This window comes from Glycomyces sp. L485 (assembly GCF_022548875.1).
GTDB lineage: Bacteria > Actinomycetota > Actinomycetes > Mycobacteriales > Micromonosporaceae > Glycomyces.
This window is the reverse complement of the sequence record NZ_JAKZEW010000012.1, coordinates 60,946-76,518: the sequence shown is the minus strand read 5'-3', so window position 1 is coordinate 76,518 and position 15,573 is coordinate 60,946. Positions and strand designations below refer to the sequence as shown.

Below are 15,573 nucleotides of genomic sequence, written 5' to 3'. Positions count from 1 at the left end.
ATGGTCGCCGAGTTCGACCCGTAGACCTCGGTGCCCGCAACCGGGTCGTGACTGCGGTTCAGGCTGACCTCGCCTATCGAGGTGGTGGGAATCGAACTCCTCGAATCGCGTCGGGAGACGGGATCTGTCGGCGCTTCAGGCGCTGATGGGCATGTCGGGCAGTTCGGCCCACAGGTCGCGAGGACTGGCGAAGACCTCGTCGGGCAGCTCGCACTTCGTTGCGGGCGGCTGCAGCGACGGCCGCGTCGATCAGTTCGGCGCGGGTGGCCGCGCCGAGAGCGAAGGCGGTCTCGACGCTCTCGAGCAGTTCGGTGCGGGTTGGGAGATCACCGCGAAAGTGCGCCTGCGCGCCGCCTCTCGTGCCACCGCCTCGACCGACATGCCCCTCCTCGCGTCTCCTCGACCGACCCTCTGACCCTAACGTAACGTGAGAGTCAACCGGAGGGTGGTCAGGAACGCGGTGCTGCCGGTTCCGTTTCGGGGCCGAGCGCCGCGATCCGGTCGGTCAGGTCGGCGGCGAACTCCTCGGTGCCCGCCAGCTGATCCCGCAGCGCCTCGGCTCGCGCGCGGGCGATCGACTGGAACGAGCCGAGCGACGCGCGCAGCGCAGCGGCCTCGACCTCGTCCGCATCCCCGGAGTCGGCGCGGTCGAGGGCCTCGAGCAGATCGCGGACCTGCTCCAGGGACAGATCCAGGGGTTTGAGACGGCGGATGAGCCACAGCCTGCGGACGTCGGCATCGGTGTAGAGCCGGAACCCTCCCCGGCTTCGCTCCGAGGGCACCACCAGGCCGACCTCTTCGTAATAGCGGATGGTGCGCAGACTCAGGCACGTCCGCTCGGCGACCTCGCCGATCTGCATCAGTTCGCTGCCTCGCATCACCACTCCGTTCGGGGATTCTCGGGGACTGCCACGTTACCGGCGCTGTCCGAGGCCTGACAGCTGCCCGGCGACCGTCCACACGCGCATCGACTGCTCCAGTCGCAGCGCCCATGACGCCGGGATCGCGCCTTCGCCGCAGCGGGCGCCGGCCAGCGCGCCGGTCATCGCCGCGATGGTGTCCGTGTCGCCGCCCAGCCCGATCGCCTCGGCGATCGCGTCGGCCGGTTCGTCAGGATGGCGCAGGAAGACCGCGATCGCCGCCGGCACCGAACCGAGTGCGGTGGCATCGCAGGCGAACCGCGCGGCGATGTCGGAGGCCGCGCCTTCCAGCAGCCCCGGTACGGATCGCAGCTCGGCGGTGAACTCCGGTGTCCGGGCATACTGTGCGACCACCGCGATCAGGTCATCCGCTGCCAGACGCCTGAGCCGGGACGTGCGGGCCGCGACGGCGACCGCCACGGCCTGGACCACCGCGCCGTCGATCCCCAGCTGATGGGCGTGCGTGACCTGCGCCGATGCCGCCGCCGCCCTCGCGATGTCATCGAGGCTCAAGCCTGCGACCAGGCCGACGGGCGCGACCCGCATCGCCGCGCCGTTGCCCCACGAACCGGCGCCGCCGAAGACCGAGGCGGCCGCACGCTGCCACGGGACTCCGGAACGGACTTGGGAGAGCACCCGCACCGCGCCCATGCCGTACCCGCGGCCGGGCTCGGCCTCCCACGCCCGCGCCAGTGCCGCGGCCAGGGCTTCGCGTCGGATCTCGCCGGTGCACTCGGCCAAGTGCGCGGCGAGCACGAGCATCTGGGCCGTGTCGTCGGTCCATCGCAGCGGCGACGACGGGCGGTTCATGATGGCCGCGATGCGCGCTGGTTCGGCTGCGGGCCGTCCTTCGAAGGGCGCGCCGAGGGCGTCGGCGCATGCGGCGAGCACCAAGGCTCCGCGCACCCGCAAGCGCCATAGACTCGTATCGACTGCCAATGCCGGTTCTGCCATGCCGTTCATAACCTCCGTCACGATGCACCAACCCTACCCTTACGGTAGAGTCGAATTCATTGTGTGCCTGAACCCGCACGCTCATCCGTCGCCCGCTGGGAGGTTGCCCGTGTCCGAATCCGAGCTGCGCGCCGAGATCGCCCACCACGAGCGGGTCCGCGCCGCGATCGCGGCGATGCACCGCGACACCGCCGACCTGATCGAGGGCTTCGAGGCCGAGTTCGTCGAAGGCAAGCAGAACCGGTTCGAGGGCGACAAGGGTCCCGACAAACACCTCGGGTTCTCCATGGCCAACTTCGGGGCCGAGCGCATGGCCGACCTGTCGGTGCGCGATATAGCCCTGTTCTTCGGACGGCTGTGGTTCGAGTCCGGCGAGGACTACCACATCGGCCGCCGTCACGTCCGCGACCAGACCTCGACGCCACTGGTGCTCGACTGGCGCGCGCCGGTCTCCGAGCATTACTACCGCGCCAGCGCCCACGACCGGCGCGGCGTCGTCAAGCGTCGCCGCTTCAGGGCGTCAGCAGGTGGAGTCGGACTGCGTCAGCAGGCCGAGCCGCCAGGGCAAGAGGTTGTACGGTCCGGAGGCGTCCGGATCCTTGCCTTGGTAGAGGAACCGAAGATCGCAGGGACTGACCGTCAGCGTCTGGTCGATGCTGTTCCGGATCAGCTCCCCGTGGCTGATGTCGTTCGTCCAGACGGCGCCGTCGAAAGTGACGTTGCTCCGGGCGGCGAACGGGTTGGACCTGGTGTCGGCCAATGGAGTCCAGGGCCCGGTGATGGACTGCGACGTCCAGGACCGGAACATCCGGCGGCCGCTGTCGCCGAACGCCTCGACCATCAGCAGATACTCGTCGGTGCCCTCCAGCCTGTACACGTTGACGCCCTCGAACAGCCAGTGGTGGTTGGGATCGTGCATCGCGATCACGGGGTCTGAGAAGCCGTTCGGGAAATCCGCCACCGAGGTCTGCGCTCGGTACAGGTTGCCGTTGTCGTCCGAGGAGTACATGTGGCAGTTCGCGCTGTCGCAGATGGTCCAGAAGTCCAGCCACTGACCGCTGCCCATGTTGTCGAGCACGATCTGCGGCGTGTCGGAGTAGAACGGCGTCGGAGCGCTCCACGTGCTCGGGCTGCCGATGTGCGCCGTCGTCGAATAGGCGACGTTGTCACCGATCTGGTAGGTCAAGTACCAGCGCTGCTCCGGCTCGAAGTAGAACACCTGCGGCGCGGCCTTGTATCCCCCGCCGATCGCCGTCTGGTCGAGGAAGTGCAGCTGCGCGGAACCGGCCTGGGACCAGTCCGTGAAGCTCAGATACGCCAGACCGTAGCCCTGGTTGACGCTCACGACGCTGACGAACACGTGGTACCTGCCGCCGTGGTACACGACCGACGCGTCCTTCACGGAGACGATGTCGTGGGTCGCATCCGACTTCGGTTCGACCAGAATGCCGCTGGAGCTCCACGTGAAGCTCGATGGCAGGCTGGTGCCGCTGTTCGCGACATCGAGGTAGTCGATGTTCGCCAGGCCGTCGCCGCTGTCGGCCGCGAGCCTGATGGTGTTGGCGCCCGCCCTCAGGGACACGGTCATGCTCTTGACCGTCCAGTTGCTCCAGGCGGCGTTCGACTCGAACGGCACATTGGACTGAACTACGGTCCCGTTGACGCTGAGCGACGCAGGGCGGCTGGTGCTGCTCCCGTTCGCGTACTTGAAACCGAGCGCCACAGTGCCCGCGCTGGCGGCATTCACCGTGAACTCGACGCCCGTGCCGCTCTGGTTCGGCGGATTGCAGAAACCGGTGCCGGAGAACCCGGTGTGGTTCGAGTCGATCGTGCCGTCGCACGCGGCGTATTCGGCCTCATGCCGACTCGCCTGCGCGCCGGCGCTCGGCGCGCTCACCACGAGCAGCGCCGCCGTCAGTACGACCGGCATGACAGCGAGCCTCAGCAATCGACCCATCGCAACTCCTCGCTGACTAATCGACATACATCGATCTTTGCAGTGTGGCAGAAACATTCATCGATCACAAGGATCGTTTCAGCGTTGCGCTGCGGCAAAAAGTCGTTCGATGCCAAATTCGAACTATATATTGACATATCCATATATGGAAATTAATGTCGATGAATGGCGGTGCCGGTTCAGCTGAAACCGACGAACGTGGCGCGTCTCGATTCGCATCGCAGGAGGAGGCACCATGACACCCCGTCGAGACCGATCCGAGTCCGCAGGGCCGCAGTCGCTGAGCCGGCGGTCGATACTGACGGCGGGCGCCGCGCTACCGGTCCTCGCGACGGCGAAGCCCGCTGCTGCGCAGACCAGGGTGGTCGTCGAGCCGTCGATCGTGCAGCAGACGATCCTGGGCTTCGGCGGCATGAACCACACGGCCTGGATCGACGACCTGACCGCCGGCCAGCGCGAGACGGCGTTCGGCAACGGACAAGGGCAGTTGGGCTTCACCGTGCTGCGCATCCCCGTTCACGAGGACCGCGGGAGATGGAGCGGCGAGGTCGCGACCGCCAGGCGCGCCAGCGAGCTCGGGGCCAAGGTCATCGCCTCGCCGTGGAATCCGCCGGCCTCGATGACCGAGGCCTTCTCGGGCGGCAAGCGCCTGCGCCACGACAGGTACGCCGCCTACGCGCGGCACCTGAACGACTTCGTATCGTTCATGAGCGGCAACGGGGTCAACCTGTACGGCATCTCGGTGCAGAACGAACCGGACTACGCCCACGACTGGACGGCGTGGACACCGAGCGAGATCGTCAGATTCCTGCGCGACAACGCCGGTTCGCTCAACACCAGGGTCATCGCGCCTGAGTCGTTCCAGTACCGGAAGAACCTCTCCGACCCCATTCTCGACGACCCGCAGGCCCTGGCCAATCTCGACATCCTCGGCGCCCACCTCTACGGCACCCGGTCCGCGGACTTCTCCTACCCGCTCTTCCAGGAGAAGGGCTCCGGCAAGGAGCTGTGGATGACCGAGGTCTACCACCCCAACAGCAGCGACTCGGCCGACCTCTGGCCCCAAGCGCTCGACGTGGGCGAGCACATCCACCGGGCACTGCTGTACGGCCGGTTCCAGACCTATGTGTGGTGGTACATCCGCCGCTACTACGGCCCGATGCGCGAAGACGGCCGGATCAGCAAGCGCGGCGCGAACATGGCGCACTTCTCGAAGTGGGTCCGCCCGGGCTACTCGCGGATCACCGCGACCGTGAACCCGCAGTCGAACGTCTTCATCACGGCGTTCAAGAGCGGCTCCAGGATCGTCATCGTCGCCATCAACAAGAACAGTTCACCGGCATACCACCCTTACACCATCGAGGACACCGGTTCAGCGAGCGTCTCGACCTGGCTGACGGATGCGAACCGGACCCTCGAGCACTACAACACGTTCACCATCTCGAACGGCTCCTTCGGCGCCCAACTCCCGGCCCGCAGCATCAGGACCTTCGTCGTGGACTAGTTCCCGTCCTCCGCGAGAGTGCCCACTTGTTCGGTATTCCATCTATGCACGACCTGGCGACGCTGACCGTGGAGTTCGACCAAGTCACGACCGACCGGGGCGGCACCACCGGTGAACGGTGGCACCGCTCGGCTATACCTTGATGAGCCGCAGGCACATCGCGGAGCGCCGCAAACCTACGACGTTCGCGAAGAGACGCTTTGCATCGAGGACCGCCGTCGCCGACTGCCCTCGATGGTGAGCATCGACGAGGAGGGCACCATGGCGGAAATACGCTGGCTCGTTCGGACCAGGCGATCAGAGCAGACGATCATCACTGCACCCGATGCACCGGTTGAGGTCGGTGCCGCCGCCGAGCAACTGGAGGCTGCGCTCGACGGGTTCTCCGGAAGGAAACCTGCCTGGTTCCGCCCGCTCGAACGTCTCGGCTATTGGTGGTATCCGATCTGCATGGTCGCAACGACCGCGGCGTTCGTGGTCGCCGCGCCGAACAGCCTTGGCATGAACATCGCCTACGGCCTCGGCTTCGGCGTGACCGCCGCCGTCGTCACCGGCGCGATCCTCGCGTCCATCGCGCATCTCCAAGTCCGATTGACGAGCGGGCGCACCGTCGAGGAGACGGTCAAGGAAGTCGCCGCGCTCGCCCGCCGAGCCGGCGGCGTCGCCGACCGGGTCGAGGCGGTCCTCGCCTGGGACCCGGCACTTGAGCGCGAGGTGCACCTGCTCGCATGGCGTGCCGCCGAGGTCGACGGCCCCGACCGGTCAGCGGCCGATCGCGAACTCGATGAGTTGTGGAAGCAGGCTGATCCGGTCGCGGCCGCCAATCGCGAAGCCAAGATCCGCGAGATCGAGGAGGGGCTCGCCGCCCTGAGACGTGAAGGCAATCTCTGATCGCTCGACATGGTTCACGACGATCCCGCCGGGTCAGTCGCTCACAGCCGTGTCTGCCTGTCGAGAATGGACTCTTTTCGGGAATCACGACCGGAATCGGAACCATCACAGGCGAGAGGGATCGCTCGCCGGGATTCGAGCCTCCATTTTGTGTCTTCCCCGACCGCGTCGCCCGGTGTCAGGGTCAACCGCCGAGCGAGGAGAACCCGCCGACGATCGAGCCATAGGCCACGTGCGCGGCGATCGCGACCAGTGGTGTCTGCACCCCGTAGTTCCGCAGCATGAAGCCGGGCGGCTCCAGGAGCGGCGCATCGCCCGCTCCTGTCATCGGCGACCCCATTCGCGGATGCACCACCGGTAGCAGCACGTTGACGAGCGCGGTTCCCGCGAACACACCGTGCAGCAGGCCGAACGCGGCGCCGAGCCCCCAGCCGGCGCTCCCGATCGCGGCGAAGACCGCGTAGTAGCCGAGCGCGAACACCAGTCCGAAGCAGAAGTGCAGCGCATAGCCGACTGCTTTCGCCCGGGCGCGGTTTCCGCTCAGCGCCGTGCCGAGCAGGAAGGGCAGGTCCATCCGGGTGAGTTTCAGTTCATTCGCGGCCCTCATCAGGCTCGTGAGGACGAGCGTGCCGATCAGACCGCCTGCCAGGGCGCCTGCGACGGTCATGAGCTCGCCTCCGCGACGGCCGCCGCCGCGCTGATCAGCCCCAGGTGGGAGAGGCCCTGCGGCAGGTTTCCCAGGAACTCGCCTGCGGGATCGATCTCCTCGCTGTAGAGGCCGACGTCGTTGGCCAGGCCGACGAGCTCGTCCATCCGATCAGCGGCCTCGTCGACGCGCCCGATGCGGGCAAGCGCCTCGACGAGCCAGAACGAGCACGCCAAGAACGCTCCCTCCGAACCGGGCACCCCGTCTCCACCGGAGTAGCGGCGAACCAGCACGCCTTCGGCGAGCCCGGTCGCGATCGCATCGACCGTCGAGCTCAGTCGCGCGGCGTCGTCGCCGAAGCCGTGCAGGAGCCCGAGCAGCACGCTGGCGTCCAGTTCCTCACTGCCAGCGGAGCGGACGTAGGACCGGTGCCGCTCGGAATAGCACTGCGAGCCCACGAACCGGCGAGCCGCCGCCGCTTCCCGCAGCCAGCGGTCAAGATGCCGCCGCGGCAGCGAGCCTCGCTCCGCGAGCTGCACCGCCCTGTCCAGCGCCACGACGCACATCATCTTCGATTGCGTGAAATGACGGGGCTCGCTCCGCACCTCCCAGATGCCCGAATCAGCGGTCCGCCAGTTCGCGGCCACGAAGTCCGCGAAACCGCCGAGCCTGCGCCCCACGTCATGGTCGATCATGTTCCCTGCCTCGGCATAGAGCCAGGCCGTCTGCATCAACTCTCCGTAGGTGTCCAGCTGCAGCTGGTCGGCGGCGCCGTTTCCGATCCTGACGGGGCGCGAACCGCGGTAGCCGTGCAGGGACAGCTCGCGCTCGCTTGCACGGCGCCGACCGTCGAGGCCGTACAGCACGCCCAACCTCGGGGCGTCCAACTGCGTCGTGTGCATGAGCCACCAGAAGTAGGCCCGCGCCTCCGCGGGGCAGCCCAGACGCAGGAACGCCTCCAGCGTGAAGGCACTGTCGCGGATCCAGGAGTAGCGGTAATCCCAGTTCCGCTCGCCGCCGATCTCCTCCGGCAGCGATGTCGTCGCGGCCGCCGCGACCGCTCCCGAAGGGGAGAAGACCAGAAGTTTCAGCGCCAGGGCGCTGCGGATGACGGCCTCGCGCCAGGGCCCGTCGTACGTCCGCTCAGCGGTCCAGCGTCGCCAGATCTCACCGGTGCGTTCGAAGCGCGCATCGAGCTCTCCCCGGCTGGGGAACACCAGCGGCTCCTGGTGGGCCATCGAGAGCACCAGCAGGTGCGAGGACCCGTGCGCGGTCTCGAAGGCGCCCGACCATCCCGCCGCCGACGCGCCGGCTCCGAAGGCGATCAGCCCGACCGCGTCAGCGCCGCAGCCCGCGACCGGCAGTCCGAACCTGCGGCCGAAGCGCGGGCTCGCGCCGCCGTAGTCGAAGCGCGGCTCCACACGCCAGTGGAACCGCACGGTCCCGGCCAGGCCCATGATGCGCCGCTGAAGCTCGCGGAACGGCTCGAGTCCCTCACCGGGCAGCGTCAGGGCATCACTGACCCGTGCGCTGCCCGAAGCGGTGTGAAACGTGGTTTCTAGGACGTTCGTGTCAGGCAGATAGCGACGCTCGACGCGGTACGCGACCTCCGGTTCGAGCACGAACCGGCCACCGCGCTCGTCATCGAGGACTGCGGCGAAAACCGTCGGCGAATCGAGGTCGGGTACGGGCAACCAGTCGACTGATCCGTCCCGGGCCACCAGCGCGACGGTCCGCCCGTCGCCGATCGCCGCGTAGTCGCGAAGGGGCGCATAGCCGTCGAGGCGACGCGCCGACGGGTCCGATCGCCGCATGCGAGTCGCCTCGCTACCAGGGTCGAGACGGCAGCGTCCGGTCTCTGCGGGCCGGCGCCACCGCCAAGGCCAGGCGCCACAGAGCCAGCGCACCGAGCATCAGCCCGAAGTCGCGCAGCGCGATGTCGTAGAACTCCGGCGGATTGGCCGTCAACAGGTTGACGGTGATGGCGGCCAGCCAAGCGGCGACGAAGAGCGCCCCGACTCTGGGGGCGAACAGCACCGCGAGCCCGGCGAGGATCTCGACTCCGCCGATGACGTACATGAACTCCTGGCCGGTGCCGGGCATGATGTCGTTGATCCAACCTGCCAGGTAATTCGGCCATTGGACCGACCAGTTGAAGAACTTGTCGATCCCCGCCAGGATCGGCGCGACGGCGAAGCCGATGCGCAGAATCCAGAACACCTGGTGGGCGGCAGTGCTCACGGCCGATACCTCGACTGCGGGACTCCGAACACCGGTGGTCTTTCTGGCATGCGGATCGATAGGTGTCTCGATGGTTACGGTAGCCATGTGGTGCCTCCTCGCTCACGATCGCGGCCCATGTCAGGTCACGCTGGTCACCAGCAGGTGTTCCCCCGGCTGCCCGCTTCCAATCCTGGAAACGAGGTGCCCGGCCGCTCCACGGGCGTGGAGATCATCCGGTGGCTTTCTAGAGGCCCGACGATCGGGCAAGCGGGCCCGCCGGGTTCAGTTCGGCTCGATGTTCTGGTTCAGTCTGTAGAAGTTGGTCGGGTCGTACTGGCGCTTGAGCGCCTTGAGGCGGTCGTACTTGTCGGATCCGTACGCCTGCCTGACCCGGTCCTCGCCTTCGTCCATGAGGAAGTTGACGTAGACGCTGGTGTGGTGGGGTCCGAGGGCCGACCAGTAGTCGCGGGCCCATTGACGTTCCGCGTCAAAGCCCTCGAATGACGTGCTGTTGCCGTTGATGTTGAAGGTGAACCCGGCCTTGCGCCCGTTGAACGCGGTCGCGCCGTCCTCGATCCGTGCGACGGCTCCGCCCATCTGCCAGATCGCGACGCTGCTGATCGCCGAGGCGATGCGTTCACCGTGCTCGACGACGATGTCGATGACGCCGTCGTCGAGCGCGGCGACATCGCAGGCTCGGACGTAGTACCACCAGCCGTGGGGGAACGACGCGTCGAACATCATCTGATGCGCCAAGAACGGTTTCGGTTCACAGAGGTCGAGCAGTGGCGACCCGAACTCCTTGAGCGGTCGCACGACCCGCTCACCGTCCTCCACCGGACCCGTGTAGCAGGCGACGATCGCAGTGATGTGCCTGCCGACCAGTTCGGTCGGAATGACGGGCAGGTCTGGGGCTCTGCGCTGCACGGCAATCGTCATCAGCTCATCTGGGCAGTCCGCGATCCAATCACGGTAGAAGCGAAGCACCTCCGGAGCGTCCTCCATCGCCCAGAAGACCGGCCCTGCCACGACGTACGGGCCGACCGGGTTCAACCGGAACTGGAAGTCGGTCACGATCCCGAAGTTCCCGCCCCCGCCGCGCACGCCCCAGAAGAGCTCGGCATTTCGATCCTCGCTGGCGGTGACGAACTCGCCGTCGGCGGTGACCAAGTCGACCGATTCCAATTGGTCGATCGCGAGGCCGTACTTGCGCTGGATCCACCCGGTGCCGCCACCGAGAGTCAGACCCGCCACGCCGGTGTGCGTGACGATGCCGGAAGGGGCGGCCAGGCCGAACTGCTGTGTCTCGCGATCGAGTTCGCCGAGGAGCACCCCGGCCTGGACCCGTGCCGTCCTCGCGTCGGGGTCTATTCGGATCCCCTTCATGGGGCCGAGATCGATGAGCAGGCCGCGGTCGCACGCTGACAGCCCTGGGAAGCTGTGGCCGCCGCTTCGGACGGCCACCAGCAGGTCTCGATCTCTGGAGAATCGGACAGCGGCGCGCACATCCGCTACACCCGTGCACCTGGCGATAAGACCCGGATTGCGATCAATCGAGCCGTTCCATACCTTCCGATGCTCGTCGTAACCGAAATCCGACGGACGGATCAAGTCGCCACGAAACGACTCCTGCAACTGGTCCACCGCATCGGTTCCGATGACGGTGCCGCGGAGCGGTGAACTCATCGGGCCTCCCTGTCTTCACAGATAGATCTGCAAGTACGACCCGGGGCGATCAGGTCCCCCAGTCTATCCCCGAACCGGAACCGGCTTTGCGCAAACGCCTGGCCGACCACCCACCCGCCGCTCCGATCACGTCCTGCTGCATCCGGCGCACCTCAAGGTGTTCCAAGCTGCTGAGAGCCGCACATACTCGCCATGCGAGACTTCGACGTAGGAAGCGTGGGTGAACACATGCAGGACAGGCCATTGTTGAATCGCAGACTGGAGGGGTTCGGCACCACGATCTTCGCTGAGATGTCGAACCTGGCCCAGCGCACCGGTGCCATCAACCTCGGCCAGGGCTTTCCCGACACCGACGGGCCGCCCCAGATCGCCGAGGCCGCCGTCCGCGCCATCCGAGACGGCCGGGGCAACCAGTATCCGCCCGGCAACGGCGTGCCCGAGCTGCGCCAGGCCATCGCCGAGCACCAGCAGCGCCGCTACGGCCTGTCCTTCGATCCCGACAGCGAGGTGCTGGTCACCGCCGGCGCAACGGAGGCGATCGCGGCCTCCATGCTCGCCCTCCTCGAACCCGGCGACGAGGTCATCGCCTTCGAGCCCTTCTATGACTCCTATGCCGCCTGCATCGCCATGGCCGGCGCGACCCGCGTCCCCCTCACTCTCCGCGCTCCCGACTTCCGCCCCGACCTCGACGCACTCGCCGACGCCGTCACGTCCCGCACGCGTCTGCTGCTACTGAACTCCCCGCACAACCCCACCGGCATGGTCCTCACCCGCGACGAACTGGCAGCCATCGCCGACCTCGCCGTCGCCCGCGACCTCCTGGTCGTCACCGACGAGGTCTACGAGCACCTCGTCTTCGACGGCGAGCACCTCCCCCTGAGCGCTCTGCCCGGCATGGGTGATCGCACGGTCTGCATCTCCTCCGCCGGCAAGACCTTCTCATTCACCGGTTGGAAGGTCGGCTGGATGACCGCCGCCGCCGACCTCATCGCCGCCGTGCGCACGGCCAAGCAGTTCCTCACCTATGTCAACGCGGGTCCCTTCCAGTACGCCATCGCCGAAGCCCTGCGCCTGCCCGATGCCTACTTCGCCGAATTCTGCAGAGACCTGCAATCCAAGCGCGACCTCCTGTCCGCCGGGCTTGCGGCAGCTGGGTTCGAGGTCTACCGGCCCCAGGGCACCTACTTCATCACCACCGATGTCACGCCTTTGGGCGAGACGGACGGCTTCGCCTTCTGCCGATCCCTACCCGAGCGCTGTGGTGTCGTCGCCGTGCCCAACGCCGTGTTCTACGACTCCCCGGAGTCGGGCCGCACGCAGGTCCGCTTCGCCTTCTGCAAACGAAATCAAGTCCTCCAGGAAGCCGTCGACCGCCTCGGCGCGCTCTGAAATGCTGACGGCAAAGCCGACACCACTCCGCCTTCAAGCCGACGTGTATTCCGCGATAGACGAGTAGGGCGAGCAGATGGACGACCGCCCACGAATCCAGATAGGAAGTGCAAGCGAGGAATCGATCCTGCTCGACACCGCATCGGGCTGAAGATGACCGGCCCAGAAGTGCTCGGTGCGCCATCCGGCGACTTCTCCGGGAGCAGCCCGAGCACGGAGCCTGGACCCGGCGGCGCGGTTCGAGCTCCGGCGAACCATCCCGCCACGGCTGGCCAGGCCGAGAGCGACTTACCGCCTGGGAATCAGCGGGGTTCGACCGGCGCACCGCCACGGACCATCACGTCGAACAGCGCGAGTTCGGGTTCGGCGCCCACCTCGCGAAAGAGTCGTGGAGCTGCCGGCGGCTCCGGAGCTGCGCGCATCGCCTCCAGCGCGGCGTGGTCCCGCCACAACGTCTGAATGCGCCAGTGTCCGTCGTACCCGCTCAGCAGCTCGGTGCGCACCAGTCCGTCGGGGAGCGGGCCTTCGACGAGGTCGCGATAGGCCGCGAGGAGGTCGGCCTCACGCTCCGGCGCGACTACGGCGCTGACTTCGGTCAGTACCTGGTCGGTCATTGTCCTCGTCTCCTTTCGACGCCCCGGACATCCTGGATCGTGCCGGTGGGTGCTTTGCCGCTGACCATATGGCACCGTCGGCATGGGCAGGACAATTCATCCGTATCGAGGTCGACAGCCCGGAATAAGATGAGGCCGGTTCGTGACGTTTCACGGCAGCGCTAGAAGCCGTGGCCGGCGCTCCAGTGGCGCTGGTGCGCGCTGATCGACCATGCCGAGACCCGTTCGAGGTCGGGCTCAGGGGCCAGCGGTGCGGTTCCCGAATCGAGGAGGGCGACGATCCTCGCCCGAACGGCGTGGATCTCGGTGAGGACCTGGTCGAGGTCGGCCACGCCGCCGGACTTGACGTGGAGTACTCGTTCTCGGTCGGCTTCCGGCATTGGAAGCGTCAGCCGGGCGTGCTCGGCGATCTCCAAGCCCTGCAGTCCGAGCCTGAGCGCATGAGAGGCGTACTTGACGTCGTACCCGTAGCGCTCGACCAGCTCGGGCCGGTTCGGTGCGGAGCCTTGCCGACCGCGGCCGAGCAGCCGGTCGACCTGCCCGTCGAGATACCCGACGAAGCGATGGACCGCCCGCTGCGACAAGAACCCTGGAGCGAGACCGCGAAGTTCGCCGCCGAGGTCGGTGACCGCGTAGACCGAGTCCTCGGGAGCGAAGAGCGGCAGCAGGGTCGTGGGGTTCCCCGCTACGGCGAGCTTCAAGAACTTCCGCAGGGAGTACATGACGAGGTCGGTGTCACCGTGCCCCGACCGGTGGCCCTCGGGCTGGGTCCGCCACACGTAGTGGTCCATCGGGCCGGTCAAGCCGATCACGCACTCGGGCGGCTCGATGAAGACGCCCATCTCGTCGTGGTCGTCGGTACCGGCGATCGCGATGCCGTGCAGGCCCGAGCCGACCTCGGTGCGCAGGATCTCGCCGTCGCGGGCGATCCGGGAGTCGCCGTGCTCGGTATGGCTGAGGGTGTCGGTCATGGGGCCAGCATTCCAGGCTCGGCGGCCGCAGGCCAGCGAGATTCACCCTCGGCCGCGCCGGTGCCCAGTGCCCCCTGCCGGGATCATCGGGCACTCCCAGCGGCGCGTGGCCCGACACCGCTCCGCGGCGGCGGGCGCGTCCGAGGCCGATTTCGACCACTTCGGTGTTCCCAGCCATGGTCTAACCTTCGTTCGTCGACGTTCGACCACAAGACACCGCTCGACCGAGTCTTGTGCGATCACCCCGCCGGTGCACCTTATGCACCGCGGCGGAAAGTCCACATGCGAGCTCGACACGGCGGGAGTGCGACAAGCACGCCGAGTTTCACGATCTGTAAGGATCAATCCGGGCCGTTCAGTGCTGTACTCAAGACCATGCAGGCAACACACCTCTCGCAACCCCTGCCCACGCCCTCCCGGCTGGACGCACGGCCCAACGCCCGACATGCTCCGTCGACCGCTCAAGACGGCGGTCCGTCGAAGGGAATGCGGTGATGGCAGCGACCGAGACCGCCACGACCGCGGCAAGCGGTTCGCGTCGAGCGGTACTGCTGGGGACGATCGGCTTCGCCGTGGTGGCCGTGGCCGCCCTGACCTGGGCAAAATGGTTGCCCTACGCGCAGAAGCTTCCAGCCGTCGTCGGCGGCGACTCTCTGGGCACGTCGATCGTGAACGGCGAAGCGTCGACTCCGCCGGACCCCTCATGGCGGTCGGCGATGGACTACGCGGTCGCCTACGGCCTGGCGATCTGGCCCGCCCTGGTGGCCGGTCTGCTGCTCGCCGCGTCGGTGGAGGCCTTCCTACCGCGTCGCCGGCTGCTGAAGCTGTTCCAGTGGGACCGTGGGTCAGCGGTGAGCACGGCGGCAGGAGGCGCGCTGTCCATGTCGTCGATGATGTGCACGTGCTGCGCGGCCCCGGTCGCGAACAGCGTCCGGGAGCGGGGCGTGCCGATGCCGTCGGCGCTGGCGTACTGGCTGGGCAATCCGGTCCTCAACCCGGTGGTGCTGGTGTTCATGGCCGTGGTGCTGCCCTGGCAGTTCGTCACCGTCCGCGTGATCACCGGCGTCGCACTGGTCTTCGGAGTCACGCTGCTGGTAGCCCGGTTGGCCGGCGACCGCAAGACCGTCACCGATCCCGTCCTCCGGCCGGAGGACGATTCGTCCGCCCCGGACGATCCGGTCAGCATGGGCGACGCGCTCCGTCGGTTCTTCAAGACGCTGCTCCGGCTGTCGCTGATCCTGCTGCCCGAGTATCTCATCGTCGTCCTGCTCCTCGGCGGTCTGCGCGGCTGGCTGTTCCCGGCGGGAGTGGCAGAGTGGGGCCTGTACGCCGTGCTCCTGTTCGCGGTGGTCGGAACGCTGTTCGTCATCCCGACCGCAGGCGAGATCCCGATCATCCAGGGGCTTGTCCTCTTGGGAGTCGGGCTCGGCCCGGTCGGCGCGCTGATCCTCACACTGCCCGCGCTGTCCCTGCCGTCGATGCTGATGGTCCGGCGAGCCTTCCCGACTCGCGTGGTCGCGGCCACCGGCGGCTCGGTCGCCGCACTGGGCCTGGTGGGCGCGGGACTGCTGGTGGTGCTGTCATGACCCCGGCGGCCGTGTGCGACGGGGGCGCGCTCGACTGCGGGGGCGGGCTGCTCATCGCCATCCGGCGGGCGCTGAACGGGATCGGGGTCGGCGAGATCCTCGAGATCCGCAGCCGAGCCCCGTCGGTGGAGATCGATCTGCCCGCCTGGTGCGACCTGGCAGGTCACCCGCTCGAGCAGACGGCTCGCGACGGATCGACGACGAGCTACTTCGTACGAAAGGGACGTTGACA

15 protein-coding genes are annotated in these 15,573 nt (G+C 67.5%); 6 read left to right on the top strand and 9 right to left on the bottom strand.

Annotated features, from left to right (window positions below):
* The first annotated feature begins 151 nt into the window (after positions 1–151).
* The gene (locus L0U85_RS08755) at positions 152–415 is read left to right on the top strand and encodes a hypothetical protein (protein WP_241377373.1); all 264 of its coding nucleotides are present in this window, start codon (positions 152–154) and stop codon (positions 413–415) included.
* A 34-nt stretch (positions 416–449) separates the two neighbouring features.
* On the opposite strand, the gene L0U85_RS08750 is transcribed toward L0U85_RS08755, so the two are convergent.
* The 3 genes from L0U85_RS08750 to L0U85_RS08740 all read right to left on the bottom strand — a co-directional run bounded on the left by L0U85_RS08750 (position 450) and on the right by L0U85_RS08740 (position 3,831).
* Complete coding sequence (locus L0U85_RS08750; RefSeq protein ID WP_241377372.1) at positions 450–878, bottom strand: MerR family transcriptional regulator; 429 nt, start codon at positions 876–878, stop codon at positions 450–452.
* Positions 879–914: 36 nt separating this feature from the next.
* Positions 915–1,826: an ADP-ribosylglycohydrolase family protein gene (locus L0U85_RS08745; protein ID WP_241377371.1), complete on the bottom strand. Its 912-nt coding sequence runs from the start codon at positions 1,824–1,826 to the stop codon at positions 915–917.
* 568 nt (positions 1,827–2,394) lie between these two features.
* Positions 2,395–3,831 carry a non-reducing end alpha-L-arabinofuranosidase family hydrolase gene (locus L0U85_RS08740; protein WP_241377370.1) on the bottom strand — a complete coding sequence of 479 codons (1,437 nt, stop codon included), beginning with the start codon at positions 3,829–3,831 and terminating at the stop codon, positions 2,395–2,397.
* A gap of 235 nt (positions 3,832–4,066) precedes the next feature.
* On the opposite strand from L0U85_RS08740, the gene L0U85_RS08735 reads away from it, so the two are divergent.
* Positions 4,067–5,335, top strand: a complete 1,269-nt coding sequence (locus L0U85_RS08735; protein ID WP_277605568.1) for a glycoside hydrolase family 30 beta sandwich domain-containing protein — start codon at positions 4,067–4,069, stop codon at positions 5,333–5,335.
* Between the two features lie 261 nt (positions 5,336–5,596).
* Positions 5,597–6,226, top strand: coding sequence for a hypothetical protein (locus L0U85_RS08730; protein WP_241377369.1), 630 nt, complete (start codon positions 5,597–5,599; stop codon positions 6,224–6,226).
* 184 nt (positions 6,227–6,410) lie between these two features.
* On the opposite strand, the gene L0U85_RS08725 is transcribed toward L0U85_RS08730, so the two are convergent.
* The 4 genes from L0U85_RS08725 to L0U85_RS08710 form a co-directional block, all read right to left on the bottom strand.
* Positions 6,411–6,893, bottom strand: coding sequence for a hypothetical protein (locus L0U85_RS08725; protein ID WP_241377368.1), 483 nt, complete (start codon positions 6,891–6,893; stop codon positions 6,411–6,413).
* The gene (locus L0U85_RS08720) at positions 6,890–8,686 is read right to left on the bottom strand and encodes a glycoside hydrolase family 15 protein (RefSeq protein ID WP_241377367.1); all 1,797 of its coding nucleotides are present in this window, start codon (positions 8,684–8,686) and stop codon (positions 6,890–6,892) included. The genes L0U85_RS08725 and L0U85_RS08720 overlap by 4 nt, the downstream gene beginning before the upstream one ends.
* A 13-nt stretch (positions 8,687–8,699) precedes the next feature.
* Complete coding sequence (locus L0U85_RS08715) at positions 8,700–9,113, bottom strand: DoxX family protein (protein WP_241377366.1); 414 nt, start codon at positions 9,111–9,113, stop codon at positions 8,700–8,702.
* A gap of 264 nt (positions 9,114–9,377) precedes the next feature.
* Entirely contained in the window at positions 9,378–10,781 is a 1,404-nt protein-coding gene (locus tag L0U85_RS08710; protein WP_241377365.1) for an FAD-binding oxidoreductase, read from the bottom strand.
* Between the two features lie 228 nt (positions 10,782–11,009).
* On the opposite strand from L0U85_RS08710, the gene L0U85_RS08705 reads away from it, so the two are divergent.
* Entirely contained in the window at positions 11,010–12,170 is a 1,161-nt protein-coding gene (locus L0U85_RS08705) for a pyridoxal phosphate-dependent aminotransferase (protein ID WP_347177396.1), read from the top strand.
* A gap of 302 nt (positions 12,171–12,472) precedes the next feature.
* Here L0U85_RS08705 and L0U85_RS08700 read toward each other — a convergent pair whose 3' ends face one another.
* Both L0U85_RS08700 and L0U85_RS08695 read right to left on the bottom strand, forming a co-directional pair.
* Positions 12,473–12,784 (bottom strand): hypothetical protein, encoded by a 312-nt coding sequence (locus L0U85_RS08700; RefSeq protein ID WP_241377363.1) that lies wholly within the window; start codon positions 12,782–12,784, stop codon positions 12,473–12,475.
* 161 nt (positions 12,785–12,945) lie between these two features.
* Positions 12,946–13,755, bottom strand: a complete 810-nt coding sequence (locus L0U85_RS08695; protein WP_241377362.1) for a nucleotidyltransferase domain-containing protein — start codon at positions 13,753–13,755, stop codon at positions 12,946–12,948.
* 494 nt (positions 13,756–14,249) lie between these two features.
* Between L0U85_RS08695 and L0U85_RS08690 the strand changes: the two genes are divergently transcribed.
* Both L0U85_RS08690 and L0U85_RS08685 read left to right on the top strand, forming a co-directional pair.
* Complete coding sequence (locus L0U85_RS08690) at positions 14,250–15,341, top strand: permease (protein ID WP_241377361.1); 1,092 nt, start codon at positions 14,250–14,252, stop codon at positions 15,339–15,341.
* Positions 15,338–15,571: a sulfurtransferase TusA family protein gene (locus tag L0U85_RS08685; RefSeq protein WP_241377360.1), complete on the top strand. Its 234-nt coding sequence runs from the start codon at positions 15,338–15,340 to the stop codon at positions 15,569–15,571. Before L0U85_RS08690 ends, L0U85_RS08685 begins: the two co-directional genes overlap by 4 nt.
* Positions 15,572–15,573 lie beyond the last annotated feature (2 nt).